This window comes from Robiginitalea sp., assembly GCF_982776155.1.
Map to the genome: position 1 here is coordinate 103,190 of NZ_CEXZKX010000007.1, position 24,688 is coordinate 127,877.

Consider the following 24,688-nt stretch of genomic DNA (forward strand, 5'->3'; position numbering starts at 1 on the left):
AAAAACCGGCCTCCATACGGGGCCGGTTTTTTGCGTTCGATGCAACCCCCTGAACCGGGATTGCAAACGAATTTCTTACATGGTGATCGGTACAGCCACGCGGGTCTTGTCCCAGCCCATAACCATATGCACCCCGTCTTCCGCTTCCTTGAAGGCAATGGAAAAAGGTTCCAGGGAGTTGGCATCCGAGGCGGCGGGAACTTCGATCCGCGCCACGTCGGCAGCTTCATCATAGGTGTAGGCCCCCCATTGGTTGAGGTTTTTGTTCAGGATAACCGTCCAGGTACGCTCCCCCGGGATCGTGAAGAGCGAATAGGTCCCTGCGGAAATATCCTTTCCGCCAAAATTCACATCCTGGTAGAAAGTGATTTCCGTATTTTCATTGGCCCCGGTGCGCCATACCTTGCCCGCCGGAGCGAGATCGGCCAGGGCACGGCCTTTGAGTTGGGGGCGGCTGTAGATAACGCGAACCACCTTGCCGGGTTCCCTGCCCGGATACAGGGCGATATCCATCGGGCTTTTATCGAGCCCCGGGAATTCCTGGGCCTGCAAATTGGTAGTGGTAACCATGGCGAGAACCACGGCGAAAAGAGTAAGTATTCGTTTCATGTTGATCGTATTTAAATGAGTGTGTTAAAATTAGGGGCTTTTTACCCGCTTTTCTTCTAAAGTGTCGTTAAAATTTCCTTTTCTTACACATTTACTGATTCCGACTGATTTTCCCGGGGGGAAGCTTCACATCAGAACAAATAGTTGTTTTAAAACTACATTATATAATAAAAAACACAAGTATTATTTATAAATAGAAATAAATCACTCAATTTTGCTTCCACAATAAAACTCTATCACCATGTGCGGAATTGTATGTGCCTTCGATTTGAAACAACCGGCCGAGGATTTACGGCCCCAGATGCTGGAAATGTCCCGGGTCCTGAGACACAGGGGGCCGGACTGGAATGGCATCCACATGTCGGATACGGCCATCCTGGCCCATGAGCGCCTGGCCATCGTAGACCCGGCATCCGGGAAACAACCGCTTTACAGCCCGGACGGCAACCTGGTCCTGGCTGCAAACGGAGAAATCTACAACCACCAATCCCTGCGCAAACGCTTTGAAGGGACCTACGACTTCCGCACCGAATCCGATTGCGAGGTTATCCTGGCCCTTTACCAGGAGCAGGGCCCGGCCTTCCTGGATGAACTCAACGGGATTTTTGGCTTTGCCCTCTACGACAGCCAGGCGGACCGGTATTTCATCGCCCGGGACCATATGGGTATTATCCCGCTGTATATTGGCTGGGACCGGCACGGCACCTTTTATGTGGCCTCTGAACTAAAGGCGCTGGAGGGTACCTGTACGCGCATTGAGCTATTTCCGCCCGGCCACTACATGCTGAGCGACCAGGAAGGGTTTCAGCGCTGGTACAGCCGCGATTGGATGGAGTATGACGCGGTAGAGGATAACCCCACGGATATCGCTGCCCTGCGCAAGGCACTGGAGGACGCGGTCCACCGGCAGCTGATGTCCGACGTACCCTACGGGGTGCTGCTTTCAGGAGGCCTGGACTCCTCGGTTACCTCGGCTATCGCAAAGAAATATGCCCAGAAGCGGGTGGAGTCCGGCGACCAGGCCGATGCCTGGTGGCCGCAGCTGCACTCCTTCTCCGTCGGGCTGGAAGGCTCCCCGGACCTGGCGGCTGCCCGCAAAGTGGCCGACCATATCGGGACGGTCCACCACGAGATAAAATTTACCATACAGGAAGGGCTGGACGCCGTGCGGGACGTGATTTACCACCTGGAGACTTACGACATCACCACGGTACGGGCATCCACGCCTATGTACCTGATGGCCCGGGTGATCAAATCGATGGGGATCAAGATGGTGTTGTCGGGCGAAGGGGCCGACGAGCTATTTGGCGGATACCTGTACTTCCACAAGGCTCCCGGGCCGCGGGATTTCCACGAGGAAACCGTCCGGAAACTCGACAAGCTCCACATGTACGATTGCCTGCGCGCCAACAAATCCCTGGCGGCCTGGGGGATCGAGGGGCGCGTGCCCTTCCTCGACAAGGAGTTTATGGATGTGGCCATGCGCCTGAATCCGCGGGATAAAATGATCACCCCGGAGCGAATGGAAAAGTGGGTGGTGCGCAAGGCCTTTGAAGACTACCTGCCCGAAAGCGTGGCCTGGCGGCAAAAGGAGCAGTTCTCGGATGGGGTGGGCTACAGCTGGATCGATACGCTTAAGGAAGTGGTCGCGGAGGCTGTCAGCGACGAACAATTGGCCAATGCCCATTTCCGATTCCCGATTCAGACCCCGACCTCCAAGGAGGAGTATTATTACCGGAGCATCTTTGAATCGCATTTCCCGAGCGATGCGGCCGCGGAAAGCGTGCCTCAGGAGCCTTCTGTAGCCTGCAGTACGCGGATTGCGCTGGAATGGGACGAGGCGTTCCGCAACATGAACGACCCTTCCGGCCGGGCCGTTGCCAGGGTCCACGCGGACGCCTATGAAAAGTAGCTCTCCGGGTCGCGTTTTTGTCCACAGGAATTGTTGATAACTCGGGTGGGTTCCATCTGCCGGAACCGGCCTGTTTGCAGGGGTATTTCGTATATTTGTGAGATTGCAAAATTGCAGAAAAACAACCTGTAAACGAATGAGCGAAGAAGTAAAAGGAAAAAGTTACTCGGCAGACAGTATCCAGGCGCTTGAAGGCATTGAACACGTGCGGATGCGTCCGTCGATGTATATCGGCGATATCGGGGTGCGCGGGCTGCACCACCTGGTTTACGAAGTAGTGGATAATTCCATTGACGAAGCCATGGGGGGGCACTGCGATACGATCTCCGTGACGATCAATGAGGACAATTCGATAACCGTTGAGGACAACGGCCGGGGGATCCCGGTAGACCTGCATAAGAAAGAGGGGGTTTCCGCCCTGGAAGTGGTGATGACCAAAATCGGTGCCGGCGGGAAGTTCGACAAGGATTCCTACAAAGTTTCGGGCGGTTTGCACGGGGTAGGGGTTTCCGTGGTGAATGCCCTGTCGAAACACCTGAAAGCCACCGTTTACCGGGAAGGCAAGATTTGGGAGCAGGAGTACGAACGCGGCCGGACGCTCTACCCGGTTAAGAGCACCGGGACTTCCGATCTTAACGGGACCATCGTCACCTTCCACCCGGACCCGGAAATCTTTCAGCAGACCATAGAGTTCAGCTACGATACGCTTTCCAATCGGATGCGGGAACTCGCCTATCTGAACAAGGGCGTTGCCATCACCATTACCGATCGGCGCGTTAAGGAAAAGGGGGAGTACCTATCCGAGAGGTTCTACTCCGAGGAGGGGCTCAAGGAATTTATCCGCTTCCTGGACGGGAACCGGGAGCCGCTGATCGCAGACGTCATCTCCATGGAAGGCGAGAAAAACGATATCCCGGTTGAGGTGGCCATGGTCTACAACACCTCCTATACCGAGAACCTGCACTCCTATGTAAACAATATCAATACGCACGAAGGGGGGACCCACCTCTCCGGTTTTCGCCGGGGCCTGACAACCACCCTGAAGAAATATGCGGATGCTTCCGGCATGCTGGACAAACTGAAGTTTGAGGTAGCCGGGGACGATTTCCGGGAGGGGCTTACGGCTATTGTCTCGGTAAAAGTGGCCGAACCGCAGTTTGAAGGCCAGACCAAGACCAAGTTGGGGAACCGGGAGGTTTCCGCGGCCGTCAGCCAGGCGGTATCCGAGATGCTGACCAATTACCTGGAGGAGCACCCGGACGATGCCAAGACCGTCGTCCAGAAGGTAATCCTCGCAGCCCAGGCACGGCATGCTGCCGCCAAGGCCCGGGAAATGGTCCAGCGGAAGAACCCGATGAGCGGTGGCGGGCTCCCGGGCAAGCTGGCGGACTGTTCCGACCAGGACCCGGAACGCTGCGAAATCTTCCTCGTGGAGGGGGATTCGGCCGGCGGTACGGCCAAAATGGGGCGCGACCGGAATACCCAGGCCATCCTGCCGCTCCGGGGGAAGATCCTGAACGTGGAAAAGGCCATGCAGCACAAGGTCTTCGAAAACGAAGAAATTAAAAATATCTACACGGCCCTGGGGGTTACCATCGGTACCGAGGAGGACAGCAAGGCGCTGAACCTCGACAAACTCCGCTACCACAAGGTGATCATCATGTGTGATGCGGATGTGGACGGGAGCCATATCGAGACGTTAATCCTGACGTTCTTCTTCCGGTACATGCGGGAGTTGATCGAAGGCGGACACGTCTACATCGCCACACCGCCCCTTTACCTGGTCAAGAAGGGGAGTAAAAAGCGGTACGCCTGGAACGATAAGGAACGGGATGCGATCGTGGAAGAACTCAGTACGAGCAGCGGCAGCCCGGGGATCCAGCGGTATAAGGGTCTTGGGGAAATGAACGCCGAACAGCTCTGGGATACCACCATGAACCCGGAGTTCCGCACGCTGCGGCAGGTGACCATCGACAATGCCACCGAATCGGACCGGATTTTTTCAATGCTCATGGGGGATGAAGTCCCTCCGAGGCGCGAATTTATCGAGCGAAACGCCGTTTATGCGAACATTGACGTATAAGAATCCCGATTTCACAACAAAAACCCCGGCCCTCCAGCCGGGGTTTTTTAGTTTAGAGGCAAATTCCTACAAATGAAAAAGACGCTACTGGTTGCAAGTTTCCTGCTCGCCGGGGGATTTGCCGCTGCACAATCGAATGTAAACGACCTGCTGGCAGCAGGCCTGAACGATGCGGAACGGTTTACCAATGACTATCTTTCACCGGTTTCAGAAGGTACGATATTCAGCTTGTCCGGTTCCTGGCTAAGCACGGCTACCGCCAAACCGCTCGGCGGTTTCGAGATCTCCATTGTGGGGTCGATGGCCGGATTCAAGAACAAGGAGGAGAAAAAGAGTTTTGTCCTCAATACGGCGGATTACGAAAACCTGCGTTTTGAAGACGGCAGCACCTCCAAATCCGTGGCAACCGCCCTGGGGGACATCGAAGGTGTCCGCGTGGTGGTTGAAGATGAGAACGGGTTCTTCTCGGAAAGCTTTGAGCTTCCATCGGGCCTGGCTTCTGAAAATATCAATTTTCTGCCCGCCGCTTATATCCAGGCAGGGGTAGGCCTCGTTAAAGGCACCGAGGTAAAAGCCCGTTTTTTGCCTAAAATCCAGACAGACGACGTGGCTGTGAGCCTATTCGGGTTCGGGCTGCTCCACGAGTTTACAAGCCACATACCGGCCAATCGGTTGTTTCCCGTGTCTATTTCCGGGTTTATCGGCTTTACCCAACTCAACGGCAGCTACGATTTTACGGACACGAATTTCATCGATGGGGAAAACCAGCGGATCGATACGCGCATCAGCGGTTGGAGCTTCCAGGCGATGGCCGCCACGCGCCTGCCGGTGATTAACTTCTACGGGGGGCTCGGCTACGTAACCGGGAAATCGGATACCGATGTGCTCGGGACGTATACGGTTACCTCCGGCCCGTTTCAGACAACCTATGAGGATCCGTTCTCGATCAACAAGCAAGCCAGCGGCGCCACGGCGACGCTGGGAACCAAACTAAAGCTAGGGTTCTTCCGCCTGCACGTGGACTATACCCTGGCCGAGTTCAACCTGTTGAGCGCAGGCATCAATTTCGGGTTCCGGTAGGAGGCCCGCAATCCCGCAAAGCGAAACAGCCCCGCCTTGTTAGGCCGGGGCTGTTTTCATATAGAAATGGTAAGAAATGGGCTTGTTTGAAGCGGGCTATTCCCGCTGTGCCAGCACCTCGCCCTGCAGGTCGAGGAGCAACTCGCTGTCCGGGTTTTGTTTCAGGGTCACCCGGTCTGCCTCCCGGTCCAGACCCGGATATTCAATTTGGTAGACCGCCCCTTCTTTTTCCCACCCGAAATCCGTTTTTACCGTAAGGACATTGCCCTCGTACCGGTGGTAACGCCCCAGGTAGGCATCGTTGAATATCCACTCTTCCCTAACGGAAATGCGGCCCTCCGGGGCCTCCGCAAAATCGGCACGGCTCCAGATCCCGATTACCGGGTCATTGTTGGTTTCCACCTCGGAACAGGCGGTCAGGGTCAGGGTACAAATTAAGAGCAGGAAAAAGGGAACTTTACGTCTCATGGTTCAGCTCAATTGAGATTTGGGGTATACTTGCAACGGGGCGAAGCCTCGCGTATTGTTTTTTTTCGACCAACGACGTTCCCGGGGCCATGTAATTCGATGAACGGCCCAAAACCTTAACATCCGGCCCGGATTCGGCATCCGCTCCGCCGGGGCTCCACATCGCCCCGGAATCCTCGGATATTCGGCTATTTTTCCCTATTTTTGGCAGGCTGAAAATCAACTATAAATAGAGTATTATGAAAGTTACCATTGTGGGTGCAGGAGCCGTAGGAGCCAGCTGCGCAGAGTATATTGCCATTAAGGATTTCGCCTCGGAAGTGGTGTTGCTGGATATCAAGGAAGGAGTTGCCGAGGGCAAGGCGATGGACCTCATGCAGTGTGCATCCCTGAACGGTTTTGACACGCGCATCGTCGGTTCTACAAACGACTACAAGAAAACGGCCGGAAGCGATATTGTGGTGATCACCTCGGGCATCCCCCGCAAACCGGGCATGACCCGTGAAGAGCTTATCGGCATCAACGCGGGCATCGTAAAGACAGTTTCCGCCAGCCTGCTGGAACATTCCCCGGAAGCCATCGTCATTGTGGTTTCCAACCCCATGGATACGATGACCTACCTGGTACATAAATCCACCGACCTCCCGCGCCACCGGATTATCGGGATGGGCGGTGCCCTGGACAGCGCCCGGTTTAAATACCGCCTGGCCGAAGCCCTGGACGCCCCGATTTCTGATGTTGACGGGATGGTGATCGGGGGGCACAGCGATACAGGCATGGTGCCCCTCACCAGCCATGCGACGCGGAACAGCATTAAGGTTTCCGAATTCCTTTCCGAGGAGCGGCTGGCGCAGGTGGCCGAAGACACAAAGGTAGGCGGGGCCACCCTGACCAAACTCCTGGGCACCAGCGCCTGGTATGCCCCGGGGGCTGCCGTCTCTGCCCTGGTACAGGCCATCGCCTGCGACCAGAAGAAAATGTTCCCCTGTTCCGCCCTGTTGCAGGGGGAATACGGCCTGGACGACCTCTGTATCGGCGTCCCCGTGCTTTTGGGGCGCAACGGCATCGAGGAAATCGTCAAAATTGAATTGAGCGAGGCCGAAAAAGCCAAAATGGCCCAGAGTGCGGAAGGGGTATCCAAGACCAACGCCCTGCTGGACGTGTAAACGATTGTCCCGGCCCCGGCCGGTCCCCCGGGTGGTTTAACCTGGATAAATACGGACTGCCGCTTGGTTGCCGGCAAGGGAACTTCAAAAGGCATGCGCGCTGAGGGCATGCCTTTTTTCATGGTGCCACCCATGCGGGAAACCCACATTCCCAGCGCCTTGAGGGCCGTTACAAAAGCACTGATTTTATTGGCAGTTCCTAGGGGAAGTAATATATTTGCACGCTGTTTGCAGCACCGTAATTATTTCAGATAAGCATTTAACTCATGAATAATAAAGGACTTATAAAGCTTTTTGCTTTGCTGTTCGGGCTGGTGAGTGTCTACCAGTTATCCTACACCTTCATTACCTCTAAGATCGAATCCGACGCGGAAGCCCATGCGGCGGCTGCGGTTTCGACCGATGAGGAAGACTATGTCGCCAAGCGGGAACAGGCAGAAGCCAGATACCTGGACTCGGTGGCCAAAAACCCGATCCTCGGCTTTACGTCCTATGAGGATGCTAAGAAGAAAGAGCTCAACAAAGGCCTCGACCTGAAGGGGGGTATCAACGTAACGCTGCAGATCTCCGTGCGGGATATCCTCTCCGGCCTGGCAAACAACACCAAGAACCCGGCCTTCAACAAGGCCCTTGCAGATGCGGATGCTGCATCCCGCAACAGCGATGAAACGTACCTCGAATTGTTCTTCGATGCCTTTGACGCCGTGAAAGGCGACACCAAGCTGGCCTCCCCGGATATTTTTGCCAACAAGGGGCTGAGCGACGAGATCAATTTTGAGATGAGCGACGAGGAGGTTAAGCCCATCATCCGGCGGAAGGTGGATGAAGCGGTTGTTTCCGCGTTTGAAGTGCTCCGGGAACGTATTGACGGTTTCGGCGTCACCCAGCCCAATATCCAGCGGGAGGGGAATTCCGGCAGGATCCTGGTGGAACTCCCGGGGGCCCGGGATATCGCCCGTGCGCAGGACCTGCTCTCGAGTACGGCCCAGCTCGAGTTTTGGGAAACCTACGAACCGGGCAACCAGCACCTGATCAACTTCTTTATCCAGGCCAACGAAGAGCTCAAATCCATCGTGGAGGCGGATACGCCGGAACCCATGGAAGAAGCCAGCGAAATCGACTCGCTGCTTTCGGACGTTGCCCAGGACTCCCTGGACCTCGCCACCGAGCGCAACCCGCTTTTCGAAAAGCTGCAACTCAACGGCCCGGGCTATGCCATCGGCCTGGCGGCCATCCAGGATACGGCCGAAATCGGATCCTGGCTGCGCATGCCCCGCATCCGCCGGCTTTTGCCGCCCCAGGTCCAGTTTACGAAATTTATGTGGGAACGCCCGTCCCAGGGCACCGAAGTAGCAGCCCTGTACGCCCTGAAATCGAACCGGGACGGGGTGCCGCGCATGAGCGGGGACGTGGTCAGCGATGCCCGCGACCAGTTTGACCAGTACAACCGGCCGGCTGTGGGGATGGACATGAACGTCCGCGGGGCCCGTGAGTGGCAGGAACTCACCAACGAAGCCAACCTGAATAATACGGGGATTGCCATCGTGCTGGACAACCGGGTGTACACCGCGCCCGGGGTTTCCCAAAAAGGCGGGATTCCCGGGGGTAGCTCTGAAATCACGGGCACATTTACCGTGACAGAGACCAAGGATATTGCCAACGTACTGCGGGCCGGGAAACTCCCCGCCGAGGCGGAAATCATCGACTCGTTTGTGGTCGGGCCCTCCCTGGGGCAGGAAGCCATTGACAGCGGGTTTACCTCCTTTGTGATCGCGATGATCTTTGTATTGATCTGGATGATCTTCTATTACGGCAGGGCCGGGTTGTTCTCGGACATCGCCCTGGTGTTCAACATCGTGCTGATATTCGGGGTGCTCGCCAGCCTGGGCGCCGTACTGACGCTGCCGGGGATTGCCGGTATTGTATTGACCATCGGTATGTCCGTGGATGCGAACGTGCTGATATTTGAACGTATCAAGGAGGAACTGCAAAAAGGCAAGGGGATGGCGCAGGCTGTTTCGGACGGTTTTGACAACGCTCTTTCCTCTATCCTGGACGCCAATATCACCACCGGGCTCACCGCCCTGATCCTGCTGGTTTTCGGCTCAGGTCCTATCAAGGGCTTTGCCACCACGCTGATCATCGGTATCCTGACCTCCCTGTTCACGGCCATTTTTGTAACGCGTCTGCTTATTGACGCTTACCTGAACCGCCGCGGCCGGAAACTCGATTTTGCAACCGGGATTACCCGCGGCCTGTTCCAGAATATGAACATCGACTTCCTCTCCAAGCGGAAAATCGCCTACGTGGTATCCGGCGTTCTGCTGATTGCCGGGCTGGCTTCCCTGTTTACCAAGGGGCTTGACCAGGGGGTGGATTTTGTCGGGGGGCGGAACTACCAGATCCGCTTTGTGGACGCAGTGAACCCGGTTGAAATCTCCGGGGAATTGACCGACGCCCTGGGGAGTGCCAGTGCCAAGACCTTTGGGGATGCCAACCAGATCATGGTGACCACAAAGTACAAGGTGGATGTGCAGGGCACCGAGGTGGACGAGGAAATCCTGGGGATCCTGTTTAACTCCCTCCAGAAATACCTGCCGGACGGCACCACCTATGAAGATTTTGTTCCCGGGGGGACGAATGAGGATGTCGGGGTGATGAAGTACCGGAAAGTCGGGCCGACTATTGCCGACGATATCAAGAAGAATGCTGTATGGGCGGTCATTGGCTCCCTGGCGGTTGTCTTCCTCTATATCCTGTTGCGTTTCCGGCGCTGGCAGTTCTCGCTGGGCGCCGTGGCAGCCGTTTTCCACGACGTGCTGATCGTGCTGGGGGTATTCTCGGTCACCAGCTCGCTGATGCCCTTCAGCATGGAAATCGACCAGGCTTTTATCGCCGCCATCCTGACGGTTATCGGTTATTCCCTGAACGATACAGTGGTAGTCTTTGACCGGATTCGGGAGATCATTGCCGAACGCGGCTGGCGTGCCGGGGAAAATACGAACATGGCCCTGAACAGTACGCTGAGCCGTACGCTGAATACCTCGCTCACGACCCTGGTCGTTCTCCTGTCTATCTTTATTTTTGGAGGGGAGACGCTGCGAGGCTTTATGTTTGCGATGATTGTCGGGGTGATTGTGGGTACCTATTCGTCCCTCTTTATCGCAACGCCTATCATGTTCGATTCCCTGTCAAGGAAAATCTCTGCAGGCAAAAAGTAAGCATCCCGCGGCTGCCGGAAACGGCACCCGATGCATCAATTGAAAAAATCGCTGCCCGAGGGCAGCGATTTTTTTATTCGGACAAGAGCCACCTTCGGGCTGCCCGCCGGCTTGTAAACAAATCTACCTCAAAGCCTTCGTGGACCATAAAGTCCCTGAGCAGCGTCAGGTAGAAGTGGTCTTCCAACCGCGCTACCAGGGCGAGCTTGTACTCCCGTTGCCAGCTGCCCTTAATGGCCGCGCGGGCAATCTGATAGGCGGATTCCACCGATTGTTTCTGGCGGAGTTGTATCCGGGCCATCACGCGTACCTGGTCGGTAGCCCGGCACTGAAGAGCGAATTCCCTCCACATATCGGCAAAGGTATCTACCTCCGTCCCCTTTTTCCGTGGATTTTTCAGGGTGATTTCGAGATAGTCCCGGGTCTCTTTAAAAACGAGCGTTGTGGGCATATTAAAGGAGGTAATTGATTCGTGCAGCTGGAAAACCGCCAGTTCCGGCGATGGTTGCAATGCTGCCCGTATTACGGAAAGCCTCAATAAGTTACGAAAAATTAATTTGGGGGAGCCGCTCAGGCGATGCGACCCCGGGATCCGCCTTGTCCGCTTTCAAGGAAAAGCGTTTTTTCCGGATGCAGCCCGGGTTCTGACCGATGGGAAACAAAGACAACGGCCGTACGGCTTTCCGCCGCCATTTTACGGATCAGCGACACAACCAAGAAGGCCGATGGCTCGTCCAGGGCAGCGGTAGGCTCATCGAGGATCAACAGGGGCGGGTGCTTGATCATCGCCCTGGCACAAAAAACCAGGCGTTGCTGCCCTTCCGTGAGATCTCGGAACAGCACATCCCGCTCCTGTTCCATCCCGAGCAGACCAATCCACTGCCGGGCGAGAGAAAGCTGGAGGTCCCCCGGTTGCTGGTAGAGGCCTACTGAGTCGGTTAACCCGGAAATGAGCATGTTTTCAACGCTGTGGTATCCGCGAAACCGGTCGGCCATGGCCGGGGTAAAATACCCGATGTGTTCTTTGATGTCCCAGACGCTTTCCCCGCTGCCTTTTCTGGTGCCAAAGAGGTAGAGCTCCTGTCCGTATGCTTTTGGATTATCGCCGGTAATCAGCGAAATCAAGGTGGTTTTCCCGCTTCCGTTTGGCCCCCGGAGTTCCCAGAATTCGCCCCGCCGGATCCGCCAGTCAATATTTCTCACGATGGTTCGCCCGCTGTAGGCTACGGATACGTCGCGGAAATCCACGAGCGTTTCGGGAAGTTCGGACAGCGGCCCGGGCGGGGGCGGGATGGAACCGGTAATCCGGGGCCCCGACGGGATTTCGGGTTCGTAGGTGGGGAATCCCACCAGGTTCTGCCCCTCGAGAAATGCCCGGTGGACCATACAGGGGAGCACATCCGAAGGACGGCTTGCCAATTGGATCAACAGGGTCCTACGCGCGAGTTCTTCAAGTTGCCCCGACAGCGATTCCCGGTATTCCCGGTCCAGGTTGTCGAAGGGGTCGTCCAGGATCAGGAAATCGGGCTGTTGTTGCAGCAGGTAGGCCAGGAGGGCTTTTTTGCGCTCCCCGCTGGAGTAGGTGCGCAACTCCCGATCGGGCTGCGGCTGGAGGTCCGAACGCTGGTGCCGGGCTTCTTCCTCAATAAAGTCTGCAATCCGCGCATTCGAAAACAATGCCCCACTCAGGCTCCGCAGCCCACTGAGGGCCTCCGGCGGATTGCCCTGCAGCAGCGACTCCGAGAATGCGTACTTGTCCGAATGATTATCCGTGAATATGACGGTATGCTCAGCCATCTGCTAATCGGTCCTTTCCCAACGAATCCGGTCGCCGGGTTCCAGGCCCCATTGTTCACTGAGCCCGGCATTGACCTCCAGGACATACTGGACGGGGACCCCGGAGGGTATACTGCCTTCGTCCAGGGGTTGGGCGTTCCGCCGGATGGTGGCAATTTCCCGATTCGAACCGATAAAGATAATATCCAGTGGGATCAGCGTGTTTTTCATGTAAAATGCGTGTTGTTCCTCTGCGTCGAAAAGGAACAGCATCCCCCGGTTATCCTTCATTTCCTTCCGGTACATCAACCCGGTCTGGGTCTCGTATTCCGTATCTGCAATTTCAATCTCCAATACGGCCAGGACGGAATCCGATTCGGCCGACAGGATTTCCAGGATCCCTTCTTTTGTAAAGCGGACCTCTTCGGTTTTGAGCGCGGGCTTTTCGGCATCGCGGCACCCGGACAGGCAGCAAAAGGCAGCAAGGCACAGGGCTGCCGTCAGCCGGCTGAAAATACGGCGAATCGCGGTTGCTTGGTGATCAGGCATGGCTTGCAGGCTTAGTGGGCCGAAACATAAAATACAGGCCCAACAGGACAAAGGGGATGCTGAGCCACTGGCCGGTGGAGAGATATCCCAGGGTATCTTCAAACCCGCCCTGGCTCTTCTTAACGAATTCCACGACAAACCGGATGCTCCACAGCAATACGAGGAACAGGCCAAAAAGGTACCCGGGACGAGCGGCCTTGGAGGTCTTCCAGTAGAGCCAGTAAAGGATCGCAAAAACGCCGATATACAACAGGCCCTCGTACAACTGGGCCGGGTGCCGGAAGGGGATGGCCTGGAGGTGTTCCGCAAATTGCGGGTCGTCTGTCAGGGCCCGGTAGGCGGCCTCCGGGGTGCGTTCCCCGGTAATGTGCATGGCCTGGCCCGCCGGCATGTCGTCCGAATCCCGGACGAAACGGGTTGCCAGGAAAAAGGAGGCATCCGTGATTTTGCCGTTTATTTCGGAGTTGAAAAAATTTCCCAGGCGAACCAGGAAGGCCCCCAGGGAGACGGGGATGACAATCCGGTCCAGGACCCAGAGCATGTTGAAGGAACTGTACTTCCTCGTAAAGAGGTACATCCCGATAATTACTCCGATAGCGGCCCCGTGGCTGGCCAAACCGGTAAAGCCGGTAAACTCATACCCGTTGATAATTCCAAAGAGGCTGCTCCCGGCCTGTTCGCGGATGGGAAGCAATATCTCTACCAGGTGGCTGCTGTAGTAATCCCAGTCGTAGAAAAACACATGCCCGAGGCGCGCACCCAGCATGGTGGCCAGTACGGCATAGATAAAAAGGGCATCCAGCTGCTCCCGGGAACGGCCTTCGCGCTGAAAGATCTGCTTCATCAGGTACCACCCGACGGCGAAGGCGATAATCCAAAGGAGGTTATAGTATTTGATCTGCAACACCCCGAGCTTGAACAGCGTATCGTCCGGATTCCAGGTGAAACCTAGTAGAAACATAGCGGTAATTTGCCGTCTAAGATACAAATTCCCCCCCGACACAGCGAGTCAAAAAGGTCCGTGGGACCTTTTGAGCTGTGGGCGAGCTGGCGCGCTGGCCTGTGGTCGCAGTTTGGGATCAGGGCACCGGGTCGTAGCCGGAACCTCCCCCGTCACAGCGGAATGAAAAGGTCCAGTGGACCTTTTGAGCTGTGGGCGAGCTGGCGCGCTGGCCTGTGGTTGCAGTTTGGGATCAGGGCACCGGGTCGTAGCCGGAACCGCCCCATGGATGACAAGAAGCAATCCGCTTCAACGCCAGCCAGCCCCCTTTGAACACCCCGTGTTTCTTCAGCGCCTCCAGGGTATATTGGGAACAGGTAGGGCTGTAGCGGCAACTCGGCGGGGTCAGGGGGGAAACATAGCGCTGGTACCCGCGCACCAGCCAGATAAGCGGCAAGGCGAGTTTGTTTTTCATAACCGCTTTTTGGGGGTTAGAGGGTAAAGGTCGTCCCTTCCTTGCCGTCCTTGAGTTGGATTCCGAGTTCCGAAAGGGTGTCCCGGATCTGGTCGGAAGTATGGTAATCCTTGTTCGCCCGGGCCTGGTTCCGAAGGTCGATGACCAGCTTCATTACACCTTCCAGTTTCTCGGTTTCCTGGGTTTGGCTCCGTCCAGGTTCCAACCCGAGCACCTCAAAGGCAAAGCCTTCCATGGTTTCCTGCAGCGTATCCCGGTCGGCCGGGGAAAGCGATTGTTTCCCGTCCCGGACCAGATTGATGGTCTTGACGGCTTCGAACAGCTGGGCAATCAGTACCGGGCTGTTGAAATCGTCATTCATCGCGTCATAGCAGCGTTGCCGCCACGCAGCCACATCGAAATCGGACGTCTTGCCGGTGGGCAGGCCGGGGAGCTGTTCCATGGCTTCCATCAGGCGGTTGTATCCCTTTTCTGCCGCGAGCAGGGCCTCGTCGCTCAAATCCAGGATGCTTGTGTAGTGGGCCTGCATCATAAAGAAGCGGACCACCGTTGGCGCAAACGGCTTGCTCAGGATGTCGTTTTCCCCGCTGAAAATCTCCCCCGGGAGCAAGTTGTTCCCGGTGGATTTGGCCATTTTCTTGCCATTCAGGGTAAGCATGTTGGCATGCAGCCAGTAGCGGACGGGCGACTGGTCGTTCCCCGCCTCGGCCTGGGCAATCTCGCATTCGTGGTGCGGGAATTTCAGGTCCATGCCACCCCCGTGGATATCAAAAGTATCCCCCAGGTACTTGGTGCTCATTACGGTGCATTCCAGGTGCCAGCCCGGGAATCCTTCCCCCCAGGGAGAAGGCCAGCGCATGATGTGCTGGGGCTCGGCCTTTTTCCACAAGGCAAAATCCTGCGGGTTCCGTTTTTCGTCCTGGGCGGTCAGTTCGCGGGTATTCGCAATCATGTCCTCCAGCTTCCTGCCGCTCAGCTTGCCGTACTCGTAATCCTGGTTGAACCGTTTTACGTCGAAGTACACCGAGCCGTTCTTCTCATAGGCGTATCCCCGGTCCATAATCACCTTGATGATCTCGATCTGCTCCACAATATGGCCTGTAGCCGTGGGTTCGATACTCGGGGGGAGCAGGTTGAAGCGCTGCAGGATGTTGTGGAAATCCACCGTATAGCGCTGCACCACCTCCATGGGCTCGATTTTCTCGAGCCGCGCCTTCTTGGCGATCTTGTCTTCCCCCTGGTCGGCATCGTCCTCCAGGTGGCCCGCATCCGTAATGTTGCGCACGAACCGGACTTTATAGCCCAGGTGCCTGAGGTACCTGAAAATCAGGTCAAAGGACATGAAGGTCCGGCAGTTCCCCAGGTGGACGTTGCTGTAAACGGTCGGCCCGCAGACGTACATGCCTACGTGGCCTTCGTGGATGGGGGTGAAGGTTTCCTTGGTCCCGGTAAGGGAATTGTGGACTTTAAGGGTTTGTTCCGTGTAGAGCGCCATAGAATGGGCTTAAAATTCGGTATCCAGGTTGATGTATTCCAGGAATTCCCGGCGGAGTGATTCTTCTTCCTTGAATCGGCCCCCGTATTCCGAGGTCACCGTGCTGCTGTCCACGTCGCGGATCCCGCGGGAATTGACGCAGAGGTGCTTGGCATCGATGACGCATGCGACGTCTTCGGTGCCCAAAACCCGCTGCAGTTCGCGGACGATCTGGATGTTCATCCGCTCCTGTACCTGAGGGCGCCTCGCGTAGTAGTCGACAATGCGGTTCATCTTGGATAAACCAACCACTGAACCGCCGGAAATATAGGCAATATGGGCCTTGCCGACAATTGGCAGCAGGTGGTGTTCACAGGTGCTGTACACCGTAATATTCTTCTCCACCAGCATCTCCCCATACTTGTATTTGTTGTCGAAGGTCGAAGATTTGGGGCGGCGGTCCGGGTGCAACCCGGCAAAGATTTCCTTTACGTACATTTTCGCCACACGGTCCGGGGTGCCCCGGAGGCTGTCGTCGTTCAGGTCCATGCCCAGGGTGAGCAAAATATCCCGCACATTCTGGCGGATGCGGTCGATCTTTTCTTCATCGCTCAAACGGAACGCATCTTCCCGCAAGGGGGTTTCTTCTTTTCCGGTAAAATGGTCCTCCATAAAGGATTCCCGGGAAGTTTCCAATGCTGGATCGGTTTTCATCGGTAGGGTACTTTACAATTGGCAAAGATATACATTATATGCCACTTTATGGCGTGTTTGGGCGGGTACACAACATAAATTCGTGTTAAGGAAATGGCCTTCCTATTTTTATTTTGCCCAAGTACGACCATGTATAAAAGACGCAGACAAACCGGCCTGGCGGCAGGTCTTTTCCTGTTGGTGGCATCCTGGGGGACCGCACAGATTTCCCCGGATTGCCAGACGGCTATTCCGATTTGCAGCAATACCCCCGTGAACGGGGGGACTTCCGGGTATGGCACCGACGATTTCGGGGGCGCGGCAACTTCGGGTTGCCTGGAGCCCACCCTCTCGGGTTATATCGAATCGAATTCCGCCTGGTATCGTTTCCGGACGGGGGCTGCCGGGCAACTGGGCTTCAACATTTCCTTTGACCCGTCCGAGGACTGGGATTTTGCCCTGTATCGCGCCTCGGATTGCGGCAGCCTCGGGGAGCCGGTACGCTGCAATTTTTTCGACAACCGGGACCGCGAAGTCTATATGGGGGTAGGGGAAGACCCTTCGGGAAATGCGGATACCTTCCTGTACGAACCCTGGCTGGACGTACAGCCCGGGGAGGATTACTACCTGCTCATCAACAATTTCAGCAATACGAATTCCGGGTTTTCCATCCAGTTTTCGGGCCAGATCTTTGAGGACCATCCGTATGATGCCCTGGACTGCTCCATCATCAGTAACCTGCTGGGGCCACCTGTAGCGGCCTGCGAAGGCGATGCGGTACTGCTGGATGGAACGACTTCGTCTGCCACGGGCTACCAGTGGTATGCGGATTCGGGGTCCGGTTTCAGCCTCATACCCGGGGAAACATCCGCAACCTATTCGGCAACTGCAGCAGCCATGTACCGTATCGTGGTCGACCTGCCGGACGGCTCCCAGGAAGTCAGCGATGTCCAGGTGGGCTTCAGCCCTGCAGCCCGGTCCGAACCCGTAGCCGACGCGATGATCTGCAGCGGCGACCCGCCTTATTACTTGCCTGCCCGGGATGCCGAAGCCCTGGGAACCCAGGACCCCGGGGAGTTCCGCGTAACCTATCACGCCAGCAATTTCGATGCACAGGCGGGGATTGCCGCCCTGCCGGACAACTGGTCTCCGGGCCCGGGGAACCATACGGTTTATGTGCGGGTGACCTCCCTGGAAAACCCGAATTGTTACGACGCCTCCTCCCAATTTGAACTGGAGGTCCTGTTGACCCCGAACCTGGATTTTGGCGAGCAGGTATATATCTGCGACAATGGCGGCAGCGCCTTCATCGGGCTGTCCCAGGCGGAACCGGGGGTGGCCTACAGCTGGCAGGACGGCCTGTCCGGCCCCGGGCGTACGGTCAGCCAGGCGGGCACCTTTACGCTTACCGCTTCCACCGGTTCAGGAGGGGGCATCTGTACGGCCCAGCGCACCGTGGAGGTTATCCTCTCGGCCCCCCCGAGCATTTCGGATATCCTGGTGGAAGACCTGTCTGCGTCGAACCGCGTGACGGTGGAAACCCAGGCCTCAGGGAACTTTGAATACGCCCTGAATGACGGCCCCTTCCAGTCGAGTCCCGTATTTGAAGGCGTACCAGCCGGATCCCATCAGGTACGGATGCGGGATGCCCTCGGTTGCGGGGAGATTACCGAGACGATTACGGTTGTGGGCTACCTGCCATTTTTCACCCCCAACGGGGACGGACAACACGACCGCTGGCACATTCGCGGCATCGAAACGCTCACCGACCCGGTGGTGCACATTTTTGACCGTTACGGGAAACTGCTCAAACAAATGGACGGCACCTCCGCCGGATGGGACGGTACATTTCGCGGGCGCCTGTTGCCCGGTGCCGACTACTGGTTCCGCCTGACCTACACGGACTCCAACGGCCAGCGGGTGGAAGCCCGGTACCTGAATGCGCATTTCGCCCTGAAACGCTGAGGCTCCCATGCCTTGTCCGTTGGTCGATTAACGGTCAAAAACTTCGGTAAACCTATACTAAATCGTACCCGCGGGAGTTATACTATACAGAAATTCGTGCCCCAAACCCTATGAAGAACTACCTGGTATTACTCCTGGGCTGCCTGCTTTATGTCCCGGCCGTGACCGCCCAGAACTCACCGGATTGCCGGTCGGCCATCCCGGTCTGCGCGGATACCGTGCGCACGTGGTTTGCAGACGGCGGGGGCGATATCGACGATTTTGACCCGGACGTCATCCGCCAATCGGGTTGCCTGGAAAAAGGCAGCAATACTTCTGCGAATATCGAGAACAATACGTCCTGGTTTGTTTTCCGCGCGGGTACCGGGGGGCAGATTGGCTTTGATATCGAGGCGCTTCCGGGTGCGTCCGGGACTGTGACCGCTGAATGGGATTTTGCCCTGTACGGCCCGGATGTGGATTGTGCGGATATCAGCAATGGCACGGCCCAGCCCATCCGGTGCAACTACGAGGTGAACGACACCAATTTTACCGGGGTGGGCATCAACCCGGAAAACGGGCAGGTTGGCGCGCCCCACCTGACGGGGAGCCAGAACACCTACGACGCGTTCCTCGAGGTACAACCCGGGGAAATCTACTACCTGCTCATCAACAATTACAACACAAATTTTGACGGGGACCCCGAACCCTTTTCGCTGACTTTTACCGGGAATTCGGTAAACACCAACCAGGACACGGCCCTGGACTGTACGCTTCGGGATGAATTCCTCGGCCTGGACATCACCGCCTGCGAAGGCGACCCGGATATCGTGCTGAGTGCCCTGAATTCCCCGGCGGGCCCGGATATTGCGGATATTGTCTGGTCGGTGGATTACGACGACGACGGCACGATCGACGCGACCCTGGCCTCGGGGCCCGGGGAAACCGAACTAACGGTCTCCAGCCCGGATTCCGGCCGGTATTTTGTGGAAGTCACCGCAACGACCTCGGAGGTGTATGCGGACGATATCCTGATTACCTACTATGGGGAACCCCAACTGGACCGGGTGGACATCCTCGCGGATTTGTCGGACAGCAACAACATTGAGATCATCCCGGCGGGGAACGGGGATTACGAGTACGCCATCAACGGCGGGCCATTCCAGGAGTCCCCGATTTTCAACGACGTCCCCCCGGGGATCAACACGGTGGTCATCAACGACCGGAACGGATGCGGGACCACCGAACCCACCGAATTCCTGGTAATCGGCTACCCGAAGTTCTTTACCCCGAATGCGGACGGCATCCACGATACCTGGCACATCCTCGGGATTGAAGAGCTCACCGAACCGGTGGTGTTCATCTTTGACCGGTATGGAAAACTCCTCAAGCAGATTGACGAGACAAGTGTGGGATGGGATGGCAATTTCAACGGCCGGCCCCTCCCGTCTTCCGACTACTGGTTCCGCCTGGAATACAGCCGGGACGAACAGGGGGTCCTGGTGGCGAACCTGGTCCGGGCCCACTTTACGCTGAAGCGGTAGGATTTAAGCTGAAAACCGTCTAGCTGTGCTTTAGAAGTTCAGCGTATATCCCACGGTAACGTAATTGTTTACGCGGTTGATAAAAGCATCCCCCAGGCCGCCGTCGTAAAGCGCCTCGGTGACGTCCTGTTCGCTGCGGCTGTAGGAGAGGTCGAGCCGGTTGGGCCCCCAGCTGTAGCCAATACCGCCGGAATAAGCCTCCAGGTCTCCCCAGATTCCCTCCTCCTTATACGGACTTGTCTGGTAGCGGTACCCCCCGCGCAGGCTTACCCGGTCGATCCGGTATTCCCCGCCCAGGCGATAGGTGGAGACCCCGCCGAGTACTTCAGCCATATAAGCGTTTTCCGAGGCGAAATTGGCGTCGGATGCAGGGCGTAGCTCCGCGTTGGAGAAATCCTGGTAGTCGTAGTCAAAACTCAGTAACCCCTCGGGCCCGAATACCAGGGCGACACTCCCTGTAACCTTGGCGGGGGTTTTGATCGTATAGGTGTCAAAGAGGTTGATCACCCCCAGGTTGATATTGGTGACATTCGGGTTTTTGTCGGCAAAATCCGAATTGGCCGCCTGGGAGAAATCGTCCGTGAGGCGGTACCAGGTAGGGGACTGGTATGCCCCGCCGATCCGTACTACATCGCCCAGCCTGGCGATGGCGCCGATTTGCATGGAAAATCCGGACCCTTCGGTATGCAGGAAGCTGTCGAAGGTGGCCGACTGAATGGGGGAGCCCGCGTCGTAACCGCTTTCGTCCAGGAAGGTCAGGCGCTCGTACAGGACGGAATGGAAGTTCAGGGAAGCCCCCAGGTAGAAACTCTCCTGGTACTGGCCGGAGAAGTTCAGTGTAAACTTGCTGTTGTACCCGTTGGTACTCTGGATGTAGTCCTGGTTGACGGTGGAGTAGTCCGCATTGGAAAAATAGTCCGTATTCCCGTCGTCATCCGGGTCTACCGGGTCGATGAACCCGGCCTGGAAGCCGAGGAATGCCTGCTGGTCCGCAAACCCGAGGCTCGATCCGATATCCAGGTAGGCATCCACCACGGTTTCCCCTTCCCGGACGCGCAATGGCCCGAGCGGGACGCCCTGGGCAAAGTTCAGGAAGTATGTGTCGATACCGTTGGGGTTGCTGCCGATGATCCGGTAGGAGTCGTCAAAATTCTCCACCATGTCGTAATTCACCCCGAGGGCCAGTTTGTTCCAGGCTGCCCCTTCGGTGCTCTTGAACACGAATACGCCTCCAACCTGGTTGAGTTCTACCGCATTGAGCCCTTCCAGGGTGCCACCTGCAGGGCCAAAGCCGGCCGTATTGTCCCGGTTGTAGTTCCCGCCGGAGACGGTGAGGATGTTGTTGCTGAAGACGGCAGATCCGGCCGGGTTGATGTTCAGGGAGGACAGGTCGCCACCCAGGGCTCCAAAAGCCCCGCCCATTGCCTGGAAACGGGCCGATCCCTGGGTTTCTTCCAGGCCGTATCGGAGTACGTCGTTGACGGTCTGCGCGGTTGCGTTAACGCACAGGCCGAGCAGGATGAAAGTGAATATACGCTTCATTGGTGATGCTTTTTGATTATGAAAAGGGGATGATCGTTATATGCCGCCGCGTCCGCCGCTCCGGCCCCCGCTGCGACCCCCGGAAGAACGCCCTCCTGAGGACCGGCTGCTGCCGCCGCTGCTTCGCATACTGCCTGAAGACCGGCTACTGCCGCCGCTGCTGCGGAAACTTCCCGATGACCGGCTGCTGCTTCGGCCGCTGCTGCGGTAGCTGCCAGAAGACCGGCTGCTGCTTCGGCCGCTGCTGTACGTGCCCGAGCGCCCCCTGCTGGTCCTGCCGGACGAGTAACTCCGGTTCGGGGTGCTTCCCGAACGGTTGTATCCCGAGGATCGGCTATACCCCCTGGATGACCCGCTGTAAGAACGGGAACTCCTGGAGTTGCCATAGGACGGGGAGGTCCGGGTAGACCTGCTGGAGCGATACGCCCGGTTGCGGGCGGCCGCGTCCAGGTTGGAGCGCGACCTGGCTGCAGAATACCGGCCATTGCGATTCAGATTGGAGCGTCCGCTGTTTGTGCGGTATTGCGAGGTGGTCCGCGCCGCAGAACTGTACCTGGCGTTGCGGGTTACCCCGGGATTCCGGTTGTAGAGCCCCCGGCGCCCGGAGTTATAGGCATAGGCGTTTCGGTAGAAACCATTGCGCCAGTAGCGGTTCCCCCAGTATCCGGCGTACCCGTAGTACGGGCTGTACCAGTTGCCCCAGCCCCAGTAGCCATTCCAGCCCCAGTTGTTCCAGCCCCAGCCCCAACGGTTCCAGCGCCAAGAATTCCATCCCCAGCCCCAGTTGTTGAAGCCCCAGCCAGCCCCCCAGGGGGAATACCAGCCACCAAAGGCCCACGGGCTGCCCCAGGCCCAGTTGTTCCAACCCCAGTTGTTGTAGCCCCAGCCGCCTCCGTAGACGTTCACTGTGAGGTTGCCGCCCTGGTCGCCCCAGGCCGGGTATCCTTCGTAGTCGTTGTTGTTTTCGGCAAAATAATCGTTCGGATTGCCGATCAGGTTTTCGTCCGTATAGGCCAGGCTGTCCTGGTCCGAACTCGAATAGGAATCGATGTCGGTAAAGACCTCGCTATCCAGCACTTCTCCGAGTTCGCGAGCGCGATCCCCAAAATAGGTTTCGTACGGGTCCGGCTCGGTATTTGGTGCCTGACGGGCAGGGGGAGCCTGGCGGGCAGGCGGGTTTTCGTAGCGCACCACGCGGTCTTCAGTACCATAAATGCCGTCCCGGTCGTAATACGAGGCGGATTGATAGGAACCGCAGGAAGCCAGAAGCAACCCAAACAGCCCGAATATCAGGGTGTTTTGAAGGTTGATGTGGGGTAGGGGTGGTCTCATGGGTGCAATTTTTTATTTATTGTTGAACATATTAAAAATAGTTAGTTTTGACGAACTATTTTCGTTAACAAAGTCACAATAGTTGTGCCAAACTACATTGAATGGGTAAAAATCTAACAACGCGCAGCGAGGATTATTCCAAATGGTATAATGAACTCGTGGTAAAAGCGGATCTGGCCGAAAACTCCGGCGTACGGGGGTGTATGGTCATCAAACCCTATGGGTACGCCATATGGGAGAAGATGCAGGCCGCCCTGGACAAGATGTTCAAGGATACGGGCCACCAGAACGCCTACTTCCCGATTTTTATCCCGAAATCCTATCTGAGCAAGGAGGCCAGCCATGTGGAGGGCTTTGCCAAGGAATGCGCGGTTGTGACGCACTACCGGCTGAAAAATGCCGAGGACGGGAGCGGGATCGTCGTGGACCCGGAAGCCCGTCTGGAAGAGGAACTCATTGTCCGGCCCACATCCGAAACCATTATCTGGGATACCTACCGGCGTTGGATCCAGTCCTACAGGGACCTGCCGTTGCTGATCAACCAATGGGCCAATGTGGTCCGCTGGGAAATGCGTACGCGCCTGTTTTTGCGGACGGCAGAATTCCTCTGGCAGGAAGGGCACACGGCACACGCCACGGAGGCCGAAGCCATTGCGGAGGCAGAAACCATCCTGGACGTCTACGCCACCTTTGCCGAGGAGCATATGGCCGTACCGGTGATTAAAGGGACCAAGACGGCCGGGGAACGCTTTGCCGGGGCTGTGGAAACCTATTGTATCGAAGCCCTGATGCAGGATGGCAAGGCCTTGCAGGCAGGTACCTCCCACTTTTTGGGGCAAAATTTCGCCAAAGCCTTCGACGTGAAATTCGACAATACGGAAGGCCAGCAGGAATACGTCTGGGCAACTTCCTGGGGCGTTTCCACCCGCCTGATGGGGGCGCTGATCATGACGCACAGCGACGACAACGGCCTGGTGCTGCCCCCGAAACTGGCGCCGATTCAGGTAGTGATCGTCCCCATCTACAGGGGGCAGGAGCAACTGGAGGCAATCAGTGCCGTGGTGAACCCGTTGGCGGCCCGGCTCCGGGATCGGGGCATCTCCGTAAAATACGACGACCGGGACACCCATAAGCCCGGATTTAAATTCAATGAATACGAATTGAAGGGCGTCCCTGTACGCCTGGGTGTGGGGCCGCGAGACCTGGCGAACGGCACCTTTGAGGTGGCCCGTCGGGATACGCTGGAGAAACAAGTGGTCCCGGCAGAGGGCATTGAGGAGTATATCGGCAACCTGCTCGGCGAAATGCAGGATGCGATTTATCAGCGCGCGAAGGACTTCCGGGATGCCGGCATCACCGAGGTGGATACCTATGAAGAATTCAGGGAAGTGATCGCCACCACCGGGGGGTTCGTTTCGGCCCATTGGGACGGGACCGACGAGACCGAAGAGCGGATTAAGGAGGAGACCAAGGCGACGATCCGCTGCATCCCGCTCGACCCGAAGCCGGATCCGGGAAATTGTATTCGAACCGGGAAACCCTCGCCCTACCGGGTGCTTTTTGCCAAAGCGTATTAGGGTTTAAAAAAACTTTGCCAGTTGTTGGCAGGCAAAAAAAATATTGTATTTTTGCACCTGCCTAATTACAAGGTGCGTTTGGCAACCAGCCGGTTAAGCCGGCCGGCCGCCTACTGAAATATGGCCCGTTCGTCTAGGGGTTAGGACGCCAGGTTTTCATCCTGGTAACAGGGGTTCGATTCCCCTACGGGCTACAAATGGTTTTTCAGCGGCTTTGCCGCCGGGGAAAACCGCCCTTTGAAATATTCGGCCCGTTCGTCTAGGGGTTAGGACGCCAGGTTTTCATCCTGGTAACAGGGGTTC

The 24,688-nt window shown here is 56.9% G+C and carries 19 protein-coding genes and 1 tRNA gene; 9 read left to right on the forward strand and 11 right to left on the reverse strand.

Annotated features, from left to right (window positions below; translation table 11 throughout):
- Positions 1 to 75 precede the first annotated feature (75 nt).
- Entirely contained in the window at positions 76 to 609 is a 534-nt protein-coding gene (locus AC3DKS_RS12745; protein ID WP_041327057.1) for a DUF2911 domain-containing protein, read from the reverse strand.
- A gap of 241 nt (positions 610 to 850) precedes the next feature.
- Between AC3DKS_RS12745 and asnB the strand changes: the two genes are divergently transcribed.
- The 3 genes from asnB (at position 851) to AC3DKS_RS12760 (ending at position 5,684) form a co-directional block, all read left to right on the forward strand.
- The gene (gene asnB / locus AC3DKS_RS12750; protein ID WP_015754059.1) at positions 851 to 2,521 is read left to right on the forward strand and encodes an asparagine synthase B; all 1,671 of its coding nucleotides are present in this window, start codon (positions 851 to 853) and stop codon (positions 2,519 to 2,521) included.
- Between the two features lie 136 nt (positions 2,522 to 2,657).
- Positions 2,658 to 4,604: a DNA topoisomerase (ATP-hydrolyzing) subunit B gene (gyrB, locus tag AC3DKS_RS12755; protein WP_015754060.1), complete on the forward strand. Its 1,947-nt coding sequence runs from the start codon at positions 2,658 to 2,660 to the stop codon at positions 4,602 to 4,604.
- Between the two features lie 72 nt (positions 4,605 to 4,676).
- The gene (locus tag AC3DKS_RS12760) at positions 4,677 to 5,684 is read left to right on the forward strand and encodes a DUF6588 family protein (RefSeq protein WP_272607898.1); all 1,008 of its coding nucleotides are present in this window, start codon (positions 4,677 to 4,679) and stop codon (positions 5,682 to 5,684) included.
- Positions 5,685 to 5,780: 96 nt separating this feature from the next.
- Here the strand turns inward: AC3DKS_RS12760 and AC3DKS_RS12765 are convergent, their stop codons facing one another.
- Positions 5,781 to 6,152 carry a hypothetical protein gene (locus AC3DKS_RS12765; protein ID WP_272607899.1) on the reverse strand — a complete coding sequence of 124 codons (372 nt, stop codon included), beginning with the start codon at positions 6,150 to 6,152 and terminating at the stop codon, positions 5,781 to 5,783.
- A 239-nt stretch (positions 6,153 to 6,391) separates the two neighbouring features.
- On the opposite strand from AC3DKS_RS12765, the gene AC3DKS_RS12770 reads away from it, so the two are divergent.
- The gene (locus AC3DKS_RS12770) at positions 6,392 to 7,318 is read left to right on the forward strand and encodes a malate dehydrogenase (RefSeq protein ID WP_015754063.1); all 927 of its coding nucleotides are present in this window, start codon (positions 6,392 to 6,394) and stop codon (positions 7,316 to 7,318) included.
- 266 nt (positions 7,319 to 7,584) lie between these two features.
- The gene (gene secDF, locus AC3DKS_RS12775) at positions 7,585 to 10,539 is read left to right on the forward strand and encodes a protein translocase subunit SecDF (RefSeq protein WP_015754064.1); all 2,955 of its coding nucleotides are present in this window, start codon (positions 7,585 to 7,587) and stop codon (positions 10,537 to 10,539) included.
- 73 nt (positions 10,540 to 10,612) lie between these two features.
- Here the strand turns inward: secDF and AC3DKS_RS12780 are convergent, their stop codons facing one another.
- The 7 genes from AC3DKS_RS12780 to folE form a co-directional block, all read right to left on the reverse strand.
- Positions 10,613 to 10,990: a hypothetical protein gene (locus AC3DKS_RS12780; protein ID WP_148214309.1), complete on the reverse strand. Its 378-nt coding sequence runs from the start codon at positions 10,988 to 10,990 to the stop codon at positions 10,613 to 10,615.
- 119 nt (positions 10,991 to 11,109) lie between these two features.
- Positions 11,110 to 12,336: an ATP-binding cassette domain-containing protein gene (locus AC3DKS_RS12785; RefSeq protein WP_272607900.1), complete on the reverse strand. Its 1,227-nt coding sequence runs from the start codon at positions 12,334 to 12,336 to the stop codon at positions 11,110 to 11,112.
- Positions 12,337 to 12,339: 3 nt separating this feature from the next.
- Entirely contained in the window at positions 12,340 to 12,864 is a 525-nt protein-coding gene (locus AC3DKS_RS12790; RefSeq protein ID WP_272607901.1) for a DUF192 domain-containing protein, read from the reverse strand.
- On the reverse strand, positions 12,857 to 13,825 hold the full coding sequence (lgt, locus tag AC3DKS_RS12795; RefSeq protein WP_015754068.1) for a prolipoprotein diacylglyceryl transferase: 969 nt from the start codon (positions 13,823 to 13,825) through the stop codon (positions 12,857 to 12,859). Before lgt ends, AC3DKS_RS12790 begins: the two co-directional genes overlap by 8 nt.
- Before the next feature lie 232 nt (positions 13,826 to 14,057).
- Positions 14,058 to 14,279 (reverse strand): membrane protein insertion efficiency factor YidD, encoded by a 222-nt coding sequence (yidD, locus tag AC3DKS_RS12800; RefSeq protein ID WP_015754069.1) that lies wholly within the window; start codon positions 14,277 to 14,279, stop codon positions 14,058 to 14,060.
- A 16-nt stretch (positions 14,280 to 14,295) separates the two neighbouring features.
- A complete protein-coding gene (cysS, locus tag AC3DKS_RS12805; protein ID WP_272607902.1) occupies positions 14,296 to 15,774 on the reverse strand; it encodes a cysteine--tRNA ligase in 1,479 nt (492 codons plus the stop codon).
- Positions 15,775 to 15,783: 9 nt separating this feature from the next.
- On the reverse strand, positions 15,784 to 16,467 hold the full coding sequence (gene folE, locus AC3DKS_RS12810; RefSeq protein ID WP_015754071.1) for a GTP cyclohydrolase I FolE: 684 nt from the start codon (positions 16,465 to 16,467) through the stop codon (positions 15,784 to 15,786).
- 129 nt (positions 16,468 to 16,596) lie between these two features.
- Between folE and AC3DKS_RS12815 the strand changes: the two genes are divergently transcribed.
- Positions 16,597 to 18,411 (forward strand): T9SS type B sorting domain-containing protein, encoded by a 1,815-nt coding sequence (locus tag AC3DKS_RS12815; protein WP_272607903.1) that lies wholly within the window; start codon positions 16,597 to 16,599, stop codon positions 18,409 to 18,411.
- Between the two features lie 110 nt (positions 18,412 to 18,521).
- Positions 18,522 to 19,934 (forward strand): T9SS type B sorting domain-containing protein, encoded by a 1,413-nt coding sequence (locus AC3DKS_RS12820; RefSeq protein ID WP_272607904.1) that lies wholly within the window; start codon positions 18,522 to 18,524, stop codon positions 19,932 to 19,934.
- A gap of 30 nt (positions 19,935 to 19,964) precedes the next feature.
- On the opposite strand, the gene AC3DKS_RS12825 is transcribed toward AC3DKS_RS12820, so the two are convergent.
- Both AC3DKS_RS12825 and AC3DKS_RS12830 read right to left on the reverse strand, forming a co-directional pair.
- On the reverse strand, positions 19,965 to 21,476 hold the full coding sequence (locus tag AC3DKS_RS12825) for an OmpP1/FadL family transporter (protein WP_015754074.1): 1,512 nt from the start codon (positions 21,474 to 21,476) through the stop codon (positions 19,965 to 19,967).
- A 36-nt stretch (positions 21,477 to 21,512) separates the two neighbouring features.
- Positions 21,513 to 22,808 carry a hypothetical protein gene (locus AC3DKS_RS12830; protein WP_015754075.1) on the reverse strand — a complete coding sequence of 432 codons (1,296 nt, stop codon included), beginning with the start codon at positions 22,806 to 22,808 and terminating at the stop codon, positions 21,513 to 21,515.
- A 101-nt stretch (positions 22,809 to 22,909) separates the two neighbouring features.
- Between AC3DKS_RS12830 and proS the strand changes: the two genes are divergently transcribed.
- Both proS and AC3DKS_RS12840 read left to right on the forward strand, forming a co-directional pair.
- Positions 22,910 to 24,385 (forward strand): proline--tRNA ligase, encoded by a 1,476-nt coding sequence (gene proS / locus AC3DKS_RS12835; protein ID WP_015754076.1) that lies wholly within the window; start codon positions 22,910 to 22,912, stop codon positions 24,383 to 24,385.
- 122 nt (positions 24,386 to 24,507) lie between these two features.
- Positions 24,508 to 24,579: transfer RNA gene (locus AC3DKS_RS12840), tRNA-Glu, on the forward strand.
- The last annotated feature ends 109 nt before the right edge of the window (positions 24,580 to 24,688 follow it).

Bases quoted from the DNA above. Each gene is read 5' to 3' on its own strand.
- lgt (WP_015754068.1), bottom strand. From the start codon at position 13,825: ATGTTTCTACTAGGTTTCACCTGGAATCCGGACGATACGCTGTTCAAG.
- folE (WP_015754071.1), bottom strand. From the start codon at position 16,467: ATGAAAACCGATCCAGCATTGGAAACTTCCCGGGAATCCTTTATGGAG.
- cysS (WP_272607902.1), bottom strand. From the start codon at position 15,774: ATGGCGCTCTACACGGAACAAACCCTTAAAGTCCACAATTCCCTTACC.
- yidD (WP_015754069.1), bottom strand. From the start codon at position 14,279: ATGAAAAACAAACTCGCCTTGCCGCTTATCTGGCTGGTGCGCGGGTAC.
- AC3DKS_RS12815 (WP_272607903.1), top strand. From the start codon at position 16,597: ATGTATAAAAGACGCAGACAAACCGGCCTGGCGGCAGGTCTTTTCCTG.
- AC3DKS_RS12780 (WP_148214309.1), bottom strand. From the start codon at position 10,990: ATGCCCACAACGCTCGTTTTTAAAGAGACCCGGGACTATCTCGAAATC.
- AC3DKS_RS12760 (WP_272607898.1), top strand. From the start codon at position 4,677: ATGAAAAAGACGCTACTGGTTGCAAGTTTCCTGCTCGCCGGGGGATTT.
- proS (WP_015754076.1), top strand. From the start codon at position 22,910: ATGGGTAAAAATCTAACAACGCGCAGCGAGGATTATTCCAAATGGTAT.
- AC3DKS_RS12745 (WP_041327057.1), bottom strand. From the start codon at position 609: ATGAAACGAATACTTACTCTTTTCGCCGTGGTTCTCGCCATGGTTACC.
- asnB (WP_015754059.1), top strand. From the start codon at position 851: ATGTGCGGAATTGTATGTGCCTTCGATTTGAAACAACCGGCCGAGGAT.
- AC3DKS_RS12770 (WP_015754063.1), top strand. From the start codon at position 6,392: ATGAAAGTTACCATTGTGGGTGCAGGAGCCGTAGGAGCCAGCTGCGCA.
- gyrB (WP_015754060.1), top strand. From the start codon at position 2,658: ATGAGCGAAGAAGTAAAAGGAAAAAGTTACTCGGCAGACAGTATCCAG.
- AC3DKS_RS12765 (WP_272607899.1), bottom strand. From the start codon at position 6,152: ATGAGACGTAAAGTTCCCTTTTTCCTGCTCTTAATTTGTACCCTGACC.
- AC3DKS_RS12820 (WP_272607904.1), top strand. From the start codon at position 18,522: ATGAAGAACTACCTGGTATTACTCCTGGGCTGCCTGCTTTATGTCCCG.
- AC3DKS_RS12790 (WP_272607901.1), bottom strand. From the start codon at position 12,864: ATGCCTGATCACCAAGCAACCGCGATTCGCCGTATTTTCAGCCGGCTG.
- AC3DKS_RS12785 (WP_272607900.1), bottom strand. From the start codon at position 12,336: ATGGCTGAGCATACCGTCATATTCACGGATAATCATTCGGACAAGTAC.
- AC3DKS_RS12825 (WP_015754074.1), bottom strand. From the start codon at position 21,476: ATGAAGCGTATATTCACTTTCATCCTGCTCGGCCTGTGCGTTAACGCA.
- AC3DKS_RS12830 (WP_015754075.1), bottom strand. From the start codon at position 22,808: ATGAGACCACCCCTACCCCACATCAACCTTCAAAACACCCTGATATTC.
- secDF (WP_015754064.1), top strand. From the start codon at position 7,585: ATGAATAATAAAGGACTTATAAAGCTTTTTGCTTTGCTGTTCGGGCTG.